This window comes from Streptomyces sp. NBC_01481 (genome assembly GCF_026339995.1).
In the GTDB taxonomy this organism is placed as follows: Bacteria; Actinomycetota; Actinomycetes; order Streptomycetales; family Streptomycetaceae; genus Streptomyces.
Genome location: NZ_JAPEPT010000001.1, coordinates 169,277 through 181,338 on the forward strand (window position 1 = coordinate 169,277; position 12,062 = coordinate 181,338).

General features: G+C 71.0%; 9 protein-coding genes. 5 read left to right on the forward strand and 4 right to left on the reverse strand.

Going from position 1 to position 12,062, the window contains the following annotated elements:
* Both OOK40_RS00900 and OOK40_RS00905 read right to left on the reverse strand, forming a co-directional pair.
* A complete protein-coding gene (locus tag OOK40_RS00900) occupies positions 1 to 492 on the reverse strand; it encodes an SUKH-3 domain-containing protein (protein ID WP_266475731.1) in 492 nt (163 codons plus the stop codon).
* Between the two features lie 10 nt (positions 493 to 502).
* Complete coding sequence (locus OOK40_RS00905; protein ID WP_266475733.1) at positions 503 to 1,009, reverse strand: YwqJ-related putative deaminase; 507 nt, start codon at positions 1,007 to 1,009, stop codon at positions 503 to 505.
* A 217-nt stretch (positions 1,010 to 1,226) separates the two neighbouring features.
* On the opposite strand from OOK40_RS00905, the gene OOK40_RS00910 reads away from it, so the two are divergent.
* Complete coding sequence (locus tag OOK40_RS00910; protein ID WP_266475735.1) at positions 1,227 to 2,210, forward strand: SMI1/KNR4 family protein; 984 nt, start codon at positions 1,227 to 1,229, stop codon at positions 2,208 to 2,210.
* A gap of 7 nt (positions 2,211 to 2,217) precedes the next feature.
* Positions 2,218 to 4,806, forward strand: coding sequence for an SUKH-4 family immunity protein (locus tag OOK40_RS00915; RefSeq protein ID WP_266475737.1), 2,589 nt, complete (start codon positions 2,218 to 2,220; stop codon positions 4,804 to 4,806).
* Positions 4,807 to 4,910: 104 nt separating this feature from the next.
* Here OOK40_RS00915 and OOK40_RS00920 read toward each other — a convergent pair whose 3' ends face one another.
* Positions 4,911 to 5,459 carry a hypothetical protein gene (locus OOK40_RS00920; protein WP_266475739.1) on the reverse strand — a complete coding sequence of 183 codons (549 nt, stop codon included), beginning with the start codon at positions 5,457 to 5,459 and terminating at the stop codon, positions 4,911 to 4,913.
* A 217-nt stretch (positions 5,460 to 5,676) separates the two neighbouring features.
* On the opposite strand from OOK40_RS00920, the gene OOK40_RS00925 reads away from it, so the two are divergent.
* On the forward strand, positions 5,677 to 6,567 hold the full coding sequence (locus OOK40_RS00925) for a cellulose-binding protein (RefSeq protein WP_266475741.1): 891 nt from the start codon (positions 5,677 to 5,679) through the stop codon (positions 6,565 to 6,567).
* 201 nt (positions 6,568 to 6,768) lie between these two features.
* Here the strand turns inward: OOK40_RS00925 and OOK40_RS00930 are convergent, their stop codons facing one another.
* Positions 6,769 to 8,355 (reverse strand): MFS transporter, encoded by a 1,587-nt coding sequence (locus OOK40_RS00930; RefSeq protein ID WP_266475743.1) that lies wholly within the window; start codon positions 8,353 to 8,355, stop codon positions 6,769 to 6,771.
* Between the two features lie 348 nt (positions 8,356 to 8,703).
* Between OOK40_RS00930 and OOK40_RS00935 the strand changes: the two genes are divergently transcribed.
* Both OOK40_RS00935 and OOK40_RS00940 read left to right on the forward strand, forming a co-directional pair.
* Positions 8,704 to 9,492: an ABC transporter ATP-binding protein gene (locus tag OOK40_RS00935; RefSeq protein WP_266475745.1), complete on the forward strand. Its 789-nt coding sequence runs from the start codon at positions 8,704 to 8,706 to the stop codon at positions 9,490 to 9,492.
* A complete protein-coding gene (locus OOK40_RS00940; protein ID WP_266475746.1) occupies positions 9,489 to 12,062 on the forward strand; it encodes an ABC transporter permease in 2,574 nt (857 codons plus the stop codon). Before OOK40_RS00935 ends, OOK40_RS00940 begins: the two co-directional genes overlap by 4 nt.

Genomic DNA, 12,062 nt, shown 5'->3' on the forward strand with positions numbered 1-12,062 from the left:
TCAGCCGAGGGCCAGGCGGGTGGGCTGGATGCCGGTGATCAGGGTGGCGAGAGCTCGTTCGATGTCCGGGCCGAGGTACCAGTCGCCGGTGTGGTCGAGGCTGTAGACGCGGCCTTCGGTGTCGATGGCGAGCACGGCCTGGCTGTCGCCTTCGTCGCCGAGGGGTGCAACCTCGGTGTCCAGGGCTCGCCCCAGGTCGGCGAGCGTACGCGCCAGGTGCAGCCCGGCCAGGGGGTCGAAGCGCAGGGGTGTCGGGGCCGTCTGCCGTCCCGGGCCCGGTGCCGTGACCCGCAGTCCTCCGAATTCCGCCCAGGCTTCGACGGCTGCCGGGAAGACGGTGTGCCGGTGGCCGCCCGGTGAGACGTACGAGCGCAGCGTGTCCGCCCAGTGCTCGGCGAGCTTTATGTCCCAGCGGCCGGGCTGCCATCCGGCCTCGCGCAGGGCGGCGTCCACGGCGACGGGGAACCGGGTGGTGCTCAGGTGGTCGGGCATCGGTGGGGGATCAGCCGTTCTCGGGTGCGGTCGGATCGACGGGGCGTACTCCGAAGTGGTCGAGCATGGCGGTACAGGACCGGCAGGGTGGTGCGTAGCTGCCGTGCAGCGGGTCGCCGTCCTCTCGGATCCTACGTGCCGTCAACTTGGCCTGTTTGAAGGACCGTTTGGCCTCGCTGTGCGTCATTGGCTTGCGCTGTGCGCGTTTGGAGCGCTGCGACTCGGCTGCTGTGAGGTGGCGAGAGAGCAGGATCGCCTCGGGGCAGCGGCCGGTGAAGCGTTCGCGCTGGCCGCTGGTGAGGGTGTCGAGGAAGTCCTGTACGAGTGGGTGGAGTGCGGGCGGTTGGTCGGCCTTTCCGGCGGTGCACGTGAGGGTCTCGCCGCGTACGGAGAGTGCGGCGGCGACGGCCGGCAGGATGCCGTCGCGACGGTGGCCCAGGGCGGGCGGCTGGAGGGCCTCGGTGCTGCTCCAACTGAGGCGTGGATCACCCGATGTATTCGGTTGCGCTGTGTGCATGGTTGTTCGTCCCCTCCCTGCACTCCCCCGAGTTGCTGGGACAGCCTGCCAAATGGGGCGCGTGGTGCGGAAGCGGGGGCACTGAAACGTGTCGACCCGTCGGCATTCGGTCACACGATTGTGACTGTTGGTGATGGAGGTGGAGCGTCGGATCTCCCTGTTGCACCACCGCATAGGCTGTCCTGAACCAGCCGGAACGCAGCAGGGGGCAACCGCCATGACGACAGGTCGGCTCGGGCACAGGGCCGCGCCACCGAACGCCGCCTATGCCGGGCAGCTCGTGAACTTCCCGGACCCGGTCCGGGCCTCCCGCCACCCTAGAGGTGTGCGGATGGACGAGAACGGCTATCCGGACTTTTCGCCGTACGCGCGTGCCGCCGCGGAGATCGCCGAGCCCCCGGAGGGCTTCGGCGTCGACGAACTGCGGCTCACCGACTACGTATCGGCGAACGCGGCTCTGCACGCCGACGGCCATGCGCTGTGGGACACGATTCCCGCGGTGGCGACGCCGCACGGCTGGACCTGGCACCACGTGCCGGGCACGCGCCGTCTCGAACTGGTCCCCGTCGAGGTGAAGGCGCTTCTGCGCCACCACGGCGGTCTGGCGACGGCGCCCGTGGACCACGGCAAGCGGGGCACGCGACCGCTCCAGGAGACCCGGCCCGCGCATTTCGGGCTGCCCAAGGGTGTGGTCTCGGTGACGGAGCAGCAGCTGCTCGGCGTCGAGGAGGACCTGGGCTACCGGCTTCCGGGCGCGTACCGCACCTTCCTGAAGGCGGCGGGCGGCTGTGCCCCGGTCGGGGCTGCGCTCGACGCCGAGTTGGGGCTCCTTGTCGACCAGCCGTTCTTCACGGTGCGGGACGAGGCGGCGGTCAATGACCTGGTGTACGTCAACAAGTGCCTGCGGGACCATCTGACGAAGGACTATCTGGGCGTCGCGTTCGTCCAGGGCGGCATCCTGGCCGTGAAGGCGAGGGGCTCGGCGATCGGCTCGGTGTGGTTCTGCGCGTACGACGACGCCCGGGACCAGGACGGCTGGAACGTGCAGCAGCGCGTGGAGCGGCTGCTGTTGCCGTGCGGCGACGACTTCGACGGTTTTCTGCGCCGCCTGGCGGGAAATCCGCCGGAGCTGGAGACGGTGGCGAACCTGATGGTGGACGGCGGCTTCGCGCGCGCCGTCCCGATCCCGGACGAGGGGTGACGGTCCGATGGTGACCTTCGCGCAGGCGCAGGAGCGCGCGGAAGAGTGGGTCAACGGCGACGTGGCCGCGTATCAGCACCGCGAGGTGCGGGTGCGGGAGTTCGAGCTGGGCTTCGTGGTGTGGGCGGAGGACCGCGAGGGCGGTGCGCGCTCGGACGGCGGGGAGCAGCGGCTGGTGATCGCGCGGGACAGCGGTGAGGCGACGCTGTGGCCCGGACTGCCGGTGGGTGAGGTGATCCGCCGGTACGAGGAGGAGTACGGGGTTCAGGAGGTGGCCGCGGCCGCGCCTGAGCCGCCGCAGCGGATCGACCTGAACCAGACGTCGTTCCTGTTGAGTCCGCCGGAGTGGCTCCAGGAGGCGGCGGACAAGATCGGGATCCCGGACCGGCGGTCGCCGGAGCGGGCGGCGCCTTCGGGTGCGTCGCCTGCGGGTGCGGGCGCGTCGACTTCGGGTGCGGCCGAGCCGGCGGGTGCGGGTGCGGGTGCGGGTGTGCCGTCGTCGGGGGCGGACTGGTCGGCGCCCGCCGCGGCTTCGGCTGCGACGGGCCCCAACGCCTCGCAGGCGGGCGGGAGTTCGTCGTCCGCGTCCGGTTCGGCGTGGCCCGCGGCCGGGTCCTCGCCCGGGGCTTCGGCGGGTTCGCAGGCGTCTCCGGTGGGGTCGTCCGGCGCCAACGCCTCGCAGGGCGGCGCCGGTTGGCCCAGCGCCGGTGGCGGTGGCTACGAGCCCACGGCCTCCGAGGGCGTGCCCGCCACGCCACCCGCGGCCACCCCGTGGACGGACACCAGCGGGGCCGGGTCGGACGACGCGTCCGTACCGCTGCCCGCCACCGTTTTCGCGCCGCCGATCTCCGGGTCGGACGACGACGACACCCCGCCTCCGGCTTCGGGCGCCGATGCGCCGACCGCGCTGATGTCGGGCGGCAGCCAGCTTCCGCGGACCACGGTCGCCCCGGCCCTCGACCAGCCGGGAGCCGGTGCGCCTGCCGGACCCGCGGCGCCTGCCGCACCCGTCGGCCCCGGCGCCGCCGACATCGCGGACGCGGCGACGAGCAAGGCGGTCCTGCCGCCGCGTGCCGCCCGCGGCGCAGCGCGAGGCAGTGGTTCGACGACTCCGCCGCCGCCCGGCGCGCCCGGCACTCCGGGGGCGCGGCCCGGCGCGACGCCGCCGCCGTCGGGGCCGGGTGCTCCCGGTGCTCCGGCGGGCGGCTACCTGCCGACGCAGCTTGTCTCGCAGGTCGGCCCGGATGGGCCCCAGCCTCCCGGTCCTCCCGGTCCGCCCGGTCCGCCCGGACCTCCCGGTTCGACTCCGCCGCCGGGTGGTGGCGTCCACCATGCCGCGACGATGCTGGCGGACCCGAGCCAGATGGGTCCCGGCGCGCCGCAGCCTCCCGGTCCGCCCGGTCCGCCCGGACCTCCCGGTTCGACTCCGCCGCCGGGTGGTGGCGTCCACCATGCCGCGACGATGCTCGCCGGTCCCGCCCAGGCGGGCCCCGGCGCGCCCCAGCCGCCCGGTCCGCCCGGTGCTCCTCCCGGCCCGCCGCCCGGTGCCGTACCGCATGCGCCGCAGCCGCCGCACGGCGGTCAGCCGCCCGCGTACGGCTATCCGCCGCAGCCGACCGGCATGCCCACCGTCGGCCCCGGCTACCAGGCCGTGCTCCGCTACCGCGCGCCCGACGGCTCCGAGGCCCAGCTGATCCGCCGCTCGGCGCCCGGAACTCCGCACCCGGAGTGGCAGATCCTGCACGAGCTGCGGGCCATGAACGTGCCGCCGCAGCAGGTGCTTGAGCTGCACACCGAGCTGGAGTCGTGCGAGCTGCCCGGTGCGTACTGCGCGCGGATGATCCGGGAGACGTGGCCGCAGGCGCGTATCACCTCGATCGCCCCGTACGGCAGGGACCACGCGTCCCGCCAGCAGGGCATGCGGCAACTGCTGGCGCACCAGGGCGAGTTGCACCAGGTCGCCGACGGTCCGGCGCGCCCCGCGCCGGTGCGTGCCCCGCTGCCGCAGATGCCGCCGGCCCCGCCGATCCCTCCGGAGGGCATCGCGCAGGAGCTGGTGGCGGCGTTCGGGCCGCAGGGCATCTGCCGGTTCGACCAGCGGGCGGTCTCGCGTCAGGGTGTGCCGGAGATCGTGGCGGCCACGCTGGTGTGGGCGGGTCTGCCGGGCGACTTCAACCCGTTCTTCTGGGCCCAGCCCGCCCAGCCGGTTGTCCCGACGCTGGCCGAGCTCGCGGCCCAGCGTCAGGTGCAGCCCGCTGCCGACGCGGGTTCGTATCTGGTGGTGGGCAGCGACTTCGGCCGTGCGATCTGCGTCCAGTACGGCACGGCGCACATCGTCGCGGTCCCGGTGGAGGCGGGCCCGGGCGGTCAGCCGGTGGCGCCGCAGTTCGTGAACAGCGGCCTGCCGGAGTTCGTACGCTGTCTGGCCCTGCTCGGCCGGATGTGGCGCCTGCGCTTCAACCTCAACCCGGAACAGGCGGGCCGCTGGACGGTCGACTTCCAGGCCCAGCTCGCCGCCCTCGACCCGGCGGCGCTCGCGTCACCGGAGAGCTGGTGGTCGGTGCTGCTTGAGCAGATGTGGGACGGACTGCTGTAGCGCTGTCCGTACGAGTGGGGCGCCCGGGGCCTGTGCGATACAGGCCCCGGGCGTCCTTGTTGACGAGTGGATGAGCTGAAGTCGGCGCGGCCTACCGACTCTCCTCACGCATCCTCACATCTCCAGGCGACGAGGAGATGCTCCGGCGAGACCGCGATCAGGCATATGTCGTAGAGCGTCACCGCGAGCGAATTGAAATGGAAAGAGGCTGCGAGAAAGTCCGCTTCCCTCCCGTCCTCGGCGTGACCGTGATTCGTGAAGAACTCCGCTTCCTCGCCCACCGAGTGGAGAATGTCCCGCACGCAGCCGTCCCTGGCCTCGTCCGACTCGCGAAGTGACGCGTCGGGACCCGAGGAGAAGGAGCCGGCCGCAAGGAGCTTCACCAAGTCCTCGGCACCACGGCGGGTCACGGGCAGGAGGCTTTGCCGCAGGTCGGCGGCGGTGACTGTCTCGAACATCGTGGCCGGGTCAATTCCGACATGCTCGGCACCACTCGGGCCTTGGATGGCCGACAGCACATCATCGACCCATTCCTCGTGCACGCGCCGCACGAGAAGAAGAAAAGTGCGGCACTCATCGAAAAGCCCGGACGCACAGTCGGGCGGCCGCTCGCCGGTGACCCGGCGGTTGTTGTGGTCCAACTCGTCGATCACTTGTGCCAGCCTAACAAGTGATCAATGCCCGATCTCGGGGGCGGCTCCGCCTGCTGCGGCTGGCAGAGGGACGCTCCTCGAACCTTGATTCCGGCTTCCTTCGCTGAACGGTCCAACCTTGACCGGTCTGATTGGGGGGAGTGTCGTGTTATGAGCGATTACCTCCGATCCAGCAAGATATGCGCCAATCGCGTTGTATGTCGGAGAGGGCTGAAGGATGAGTGCTGCATCGGTGTCACCTCACGGCTTCGTCGCCGTACGCGGCCGTGGCTATCCGGCGGCGGAGGCCGACGCCTATGTCGCCGCCCTCTCCCAGGACCGCGACCGCGCCTGGGAACGGGCCGCGCGGCTCACCGTGCTTGCCAAGGAGATGGAGGCGAAGGCGGCCGGCCTGCGCGAGGTGGTGTCGGGCCTTGCCCCGCAGTCGTACGAGACGCTCGGCAGTCGCGCGCAGCATCTGTTCACCCTCGCCGTCGAGGAGTCCGACGAGCTGGTGACAGGGACGCGGAACGAGGCGCAGGCGCAGGTCGACGCGGCTGAAGAGGCGGCTCGGCAGAGGCGTGACTCGGCGCGCGAGGAGGCCGATTCGGTACGGGCGGACGCCGACGCTCGCGCCCAGCAGATTCTGCGCGCCGCGCAGGCGCAGGCCGACGAGATGCGCGTGGAGGCCCGCCGCGAGGTGAAGGAGCAGCGCGGGGAGGTTGTGGCCGCGTGGAAGGAGATGCGCCGGAGGGCCGACTCCCTGCTGGCCGACCTGGAGCGGGAGCAGGTCGAGCGCTGGGAGGCCATGGAACGTGAACTCGCCGACCGGCAGGGGGAGTTGGACACCGGCCTTGCCGAGCTCGCCGCCTATGCCGAGTCCGCGCTCGCGGAGGCCGAGCGCACCTTCGCCGAGGCGGAGGAGTACGCCCGCCACGGCCAGGAGGACGCGGAGGCGCGGGCCGCGGAGGTGATCGCCGAGGCAGAGGGTCGCGTGGAGCGGATCGCGCGGGAGACGGAGCGGATGGTGCGGGAGCACGAGGAGTCCCGCGAGGAGATGCAGGCGCACATGGCGCACGTCCGCAACAGCCTGACGACGCTCACGGGGCGCGCGGCGGCGGAGGGCTGACGGGAGTTCACCCCGGCCTGGCCTCCTCCGCGGATCGTGCTAGGGCCTGTCGTTTGGATCAGGCCGGATCAGTGAGCGGGGTCTGGTGCGTGCGATCGCAAGGCGGAGGAAGGAGCCGACGCGGAGCGTCGGCGACTGACGACAACGCGGCGAGCGTGCGTGCCAGGGCACGCGAACCCGGCAAGATCCGAACGACAGGCCCTAGTCCTCCGGCTTGTCGGCGATGACCGGGAAGCGGCGGGGTGCGACGAACACCAGGACCAGCAGGGCGACTCCGGCCGCCGCGGCCGCGCCCATGTACACGTAGTCCACCGCCGCATCCACAGCGCGGCGCAGCTGTTCCGCGGCCCCCGCCGTCAGCGATGACGGATCCGCCAGCGCGTGCGCCACCGAGTCGAGGTCGCCCGAGCTGCCCAGGCGCGAGGCGAGGACGCCGTTGGCCACCGCGCCGAACAGGGCCGCGCCGATGCTCTGGCCCACCTGGCGGCAGAAGAGCACGGACGCCGTCGTCGTGCCGCGCTCCGACCAGCCCACCGTCGACTGGACGCCGACGATCAGCGGGAGTTGGAAGAGGCCGAGCGCCGCGCCGAGCAGCAGCATGATCAGGGCCGGCTGCCAGGGCTCGCCCGGGAAGGGGAGGAGCGGGAAGGCCAGCAGGATCAGGGCGGACAGGGAGATGCCGGTGATCGCGGTGAGGCGGAAGCCGATGCGGTTGTAGACGTGGTTGGACAGGGCGGCGCTGACCGGCCAGCTCAGTGTCATCACGGAGAGCACGAAGCCCGCGGTGATCGGGCCGAGGCCGAGGACCGACTGGGCGTACGTGGGGAGGAAGACGGTGGGGGCGACCATGACAAGGCCCAGCGCGCCGAGTGCCAGATTGACGGCGGCGATGGTGCGGCGGCGCCAGACCCAGCCGGGGATGATCGGCTCGGCGGCCCGTCGTTCGACGACCACGACCACGGCGAGAAGGACCGCGCTTCCGCCGAACAGGGCGAGCGAGGGCGAAGACAGCCAGGGCCAGGCGATGCCGCCCTGGACGAGCGCGGTGAGCAGGAGCGTGCCCGTGGCGAAGATGGCCAGCGCGCCGGGCCAGTCGACCCGGGGGCGGGCGGCCGGTCGGGTACGGGACGGTTCGCGCAGATGGCGGGCGATCAGCCAGAGGGCGACCGCGCCGACCGGCAGGTTGATCAGGAAGATCCAGCGCCAGTGCGCGTACGAGGCGAGCAGCCCGCCGATCGCGGGCCCGGCCACCGCCGAGACGGCCCACACCGTGGACAACCGAGCCTGGATCCTGGGGCGTTCCTTGAGCGGGTAGAGGTCGGCGGCGATGGTCTGCACGGTGCCCTGGAGGGCTCCGCCGCCCAGTCCCTGCACCACCCGGAACGCGATCAGCGCGGCCATGTTCCAGGCGCCCGCGCACAGCAGTGAGCCGAGGAGGAAGAGGACGATGCCGGCGAGCAGGACCGGCTTGCGGCCGAAGGTGTCGGAGAGTTTCCCGTACACGGGGAGGGTGACGGTGACGGCGAGCAGATAGCCGGAGAAGAGCCAGGAGAAGACGGAGAAGCCTCCGAGGTCGCCGACGATCTGGGGCACGGCGGTGGAGACGATGGTGCCGTCGAGCGCGGCGAGCGCCATCCCGAGCATGAGCGCGGCCACGACCGGCCCGCGCCCCCGTGCCCCGTCCGCGCCCGCCCCGGTGAGCCGAGGGGCCGCGCCAGGGGCGGCCGCCCGCCCCGCGGACCCCGCCGCCCGTATCCCCTCCGGATCGTCAGAACATTCCGCGCTCACCCGAAATCCTTTCCCCCTGCATCTATCTCCTGGAACACCTTCTCACTTGAGCCTCACGCAGGGGGAGGGTGCAGGCTCGGGCTGTGCGGCTCCACCCGGGGGTGTACACCCCCTAGGGGCTCCTCCTTACTGATGGCCAGGGGACGTTCGTCCCGGGGGACGACGAGGAGAGCGCGGCCGACTCCTTAGCTTGGTCTTACGGCCGCACCTGGGGCCCGCACCACCGGGGGGTGGGGAAAACCCCCGGTTGAAGACTGCGCTGCGCACCAGCGCGCCGGACCGCTTCCGCCGACAGACTCATATCCGTACGCGGCGACACCCACTGATCACCGACATAGGAGAAATACCGTGACAACGGCTTTGACCACTTCCCGGCACGGGGACACCGCAGGGCGTACGGCCGTCGCCGCACGAGGGCGGCAGGTCGTCAAGGCCTACGGCTCCGGGGAGACCCGTGTCGTCGCGCTCGACCGTGTCGACGTCGACATCGCCCGCGGGCAGTTCACCGCGATCATGGGCCCCTCCGGCTCCGGCAAGTCGACGCTCATGCACTGCCTGGCCGGTCTCGACACCGTCACCTCGGGCGAGATCTACCTCGACGCGACCGAGATAACCAAGCTCAAGGACAAGAAGCTCACGCAGCTGCGCCGGGACCGGATCGGCTTCATCTTCCAGGCCTTCAACCTGCTGCCCACGCTCAATGCCCTGGAGAACATCACGCTCCCCATGGACATCGCCGGCCGCAAGCCGGACGCGGGGTGGCTGAACCGGGTCGTCGAGACGGTGGGCCTGTCCGACCGTCTCAAGCACCGGCCCACTCAGCTCTCCGGCGGCCAGCAGCAGCGCGTCGCCGTGGCTCGTGCGCTCGCCGCCCGTCCCGAGATCGTCTTCGGCGACGAGCCGACCGGGAATCTCGACTCCCGTGCGGGGGCAGAGGTGTTGGGCTTCCTGAGGAGGTCCGTGGACGAGCTCGGCCAGACCATCGTGATGGTCACGCACGACCCCGTGGCCGCCTCGTACGCGGACCGTGTCCTCTACCTCGCCGACGGGCGGATCGTGGACGAGATGTTCCGGCCCACCGCCGAAGCCGTACTGGACCGCATGAAGGACTTCGACGCTCGGGGGCGGACGTCGTGACCGTACTCAAGACCTCCCTGCGCAACTTCTTCGCGCACAAGGGGCGAATGGCGCTCTCGGCGGTGGCCGTGCTGCTGTCGGTGGCCTTCGTCTCGGGCACGCTCGTGTTCACCGACACGATGAACACCACCTTCGACAAGCTCTTCGCCGCGACCGCGTCCGACGTCACCGTCAGCCCCAAGGGCTCAGGCGACGACGAGGAGAACCCGCGGACCGGCAAGCCGGAGTCGCTGCCCGCCTCGCTGGTGCAGACGGTGGCGAAGGCGGACGGAGTGAAGTCCGCCGAGGGCGGCGTCTCCTCCATGAGCGTGACCGTCGTCAACTCCGCCAACAAGGACATGGGTTCCAGCAACGGCGCTCCCACGATCGCCGGCAACTGGACCTCGAACGCCCTCAAGGCGATGGAGATCACCTCCGGCCACGCACCGCGCGGCCCCACCGAGGTGATGGTCGACGCCGACACAGCCGACAAGCACCACCTCAAGCTCGGTGAGCAACTGCGCACCATTGCCGTCACCGGCGACTTCACCGCCAAGATCTCCGGCATCGCCTCCTTCAAGGTCACCAACCCCGGTGCGGCCGTCGTCTACTTCGACACCGCCACCGCCCAGCGTGAACTGCTCGGCAAGGAAGGCCTGTTCACCCAGATCTCCGTCACCGGCGCCGACGGCGTCAGCGACGAACAGCTCAAGCAGAACGTCGCCAAGACGCTGGATGCCCCCTTCAAGCTGCAGACCGCCAAGGAAGCCGCGGACGCCGACCGCGAGGACGTCGGCTCCTTCCTCGACGTGATGAAGTACGCGATGCTCGGCTTCGCCGGGATCGCCCTCCTCGTCGGCATCTTCCTGATCGTCAACACCTTCTCGATGCTGGTCGCCCAGCGCACCCGCGAGATCGGCCTGATGCGGGCCATCGGCTCCAGCCGCAAGCAGGTCAACCGCTCCGTGCTGGTCGAGGCGCTGCTGCTCGGCGTCGTCGGTTCCCTCGCGGGCGTCGCCGCCGGTGTCGGCCTGGCCGTCGGGCTGATGAAACTCATGGGCTCCCTGGGTATGGAGCTGTCCACCAGGGACCTGACTGTGAAGTGGACGACTCCGGTCGTCGGGCTCGTCCTCGGCATCGTCGTGACCGTCGTCGCCGCCTATGTCCCGGCGCGGCGGGCCGGCAAGGTCTCCCCGATGGCCGCCCTGCGCGACGCCGGTACGCCGGCCGACGGCAAGGCGAGCCTCCTCCGGGCCGCGATGGGCCTGCTGCTCACCGGCGGCGGCGCGGCCGCGCTCCTGGTCGCCACCCGGGCCGACAAGGCGAGCGAGGGCTCGATGTTCCTCGGGCTGGGCGTGGTCCTCTCGCTCATCGGCTTCGTGGTCATCGGCCCGCTGCTCGCGGGAGTCGTGGTGCGGGTGATCAGCGCGCTCGTCCTGCGGATGTTCGGCCCGGTCGGCCGCCTCGCGGAGCGCAACGCGCTGCGCAACCCGCGCCGCACCGGAGCGACGGGCGCCGCCCTGATGATCGGCCTCGCGCTGGTGGCGTGCCTTTCGGTGGTCGGCTCCTCGATGGTCGCCTCGGCCAATGACCAGCTCGACAAGTCGGTCGGAGCCGACTTCATCGTGCTCTCCGGCAAGGGCCACCCGCTCGTGCCGAAGGTCGAGAAGGCGCTGAAGTCGGCGAAGTACATCGATCACGTCACGGACGTCAAGGACGTGCCGGTCAAGCTGACCGCCTCCGACGGCAAGACCGAAGAAGAGTCTCTGATCGCGGCGGACCCGACGTACACCCAGGATGTGCGCCGCGAGACTGTCGCGGGCGAGCTCCTGGCGGCGTACGGCAAGGATGCGATGTCGGTCGGCGACGCGTACGCCAAGGAGCACGGCGTCAAGGTCGGCGACAGGATCAAGGTGGCCTTCAGGAACGGTGAGAGCACACAGTTGAAGATCGCGGCGATCACCTCCGACGACACGAGCCTTGACAAGGGCGCGATGTACACCAACATCACGACCGCGGCGCAGCACCTCCCCGCCGACCGGTTGCCCCAGAACATGGGCATGTTCGCGACGGCGGAGGACGGCAAGGAGAAAGAGGCGTACGCGGCCCTGAAGACGTCGCTGGCCAAGTACCCGCAGTACAAGGTGCAGAACCAGACCGACTTCAAGCAGGACCTGAAGGATCAGATCGGTCAGCTGCTGAACATCGTCTACGGCCTGCTGGCGCTCGCGATCATCGTCGCGGTGCTGGGTGTGGTGAACACCCTGGCCCTGTCGGTGGTCGAGCGGACCCGGGAGATCGGCCTGATGCGGGCCATCGGCCTCTCCCGCCGCCAGCTGCGCCGCATGATCCGCCTGGAATCCGTGGTCATCGCCCTCTTCGGTGCCCTGCTGGGCCTCGGCCTGGGCATGGGCTGGGGCACGGCGGCCCAGAAGCTGCTGGCGCTGGAGGGCCTGGGAGTCCTGGAGATTCCCTGGCCGACGATCATCACAGTCTTCGTGGCGTCGGCGTTCGTCGGCCTGTTCGCGGCCCTGGTGCCGGCGTTCCGGGCGGGCCGGATGAATGTGCTGAACGCGATCGCCACGGAGTAG

Coding starts and splice junctions, on each gene's coding strand:
- OOK40_RS00900 (WP_266475731.1), bottom strand. CDS start 492: ATGCCCGACCACCTGAGCACCACCCGGTTCCCCGTCGCCGTGGACGCC.
- OOK40_RS00905 (WP_266475733.1), bottom strand. CDS start 1,009: ATGCACACAGCGCAACCGAATACATCGGGTGATCCACGCCTCAGTTGG.
- OOK40_RS00910 (WP_266475735.1), top strand. CDS start 1,227: ATGACGACAGGTCGGCTCGGGCACAGGGCCGCGCCACCGAACGCCGCC.
- OOK40_RS00915 (WP_266475737.1), top strand. CDS start 2,218: ATGGTGACCTTCGCGCAGGCGCAGGAGCGCGCGGAAGAGTGGGTCAAC.
- OOK40_RS00925 (WP_266475741.1), top strand. CDS start 5,677: ATGAGTGCTGCATCGGTGTCACCTCACGGCTTCGTCGCCGTACGCGGC.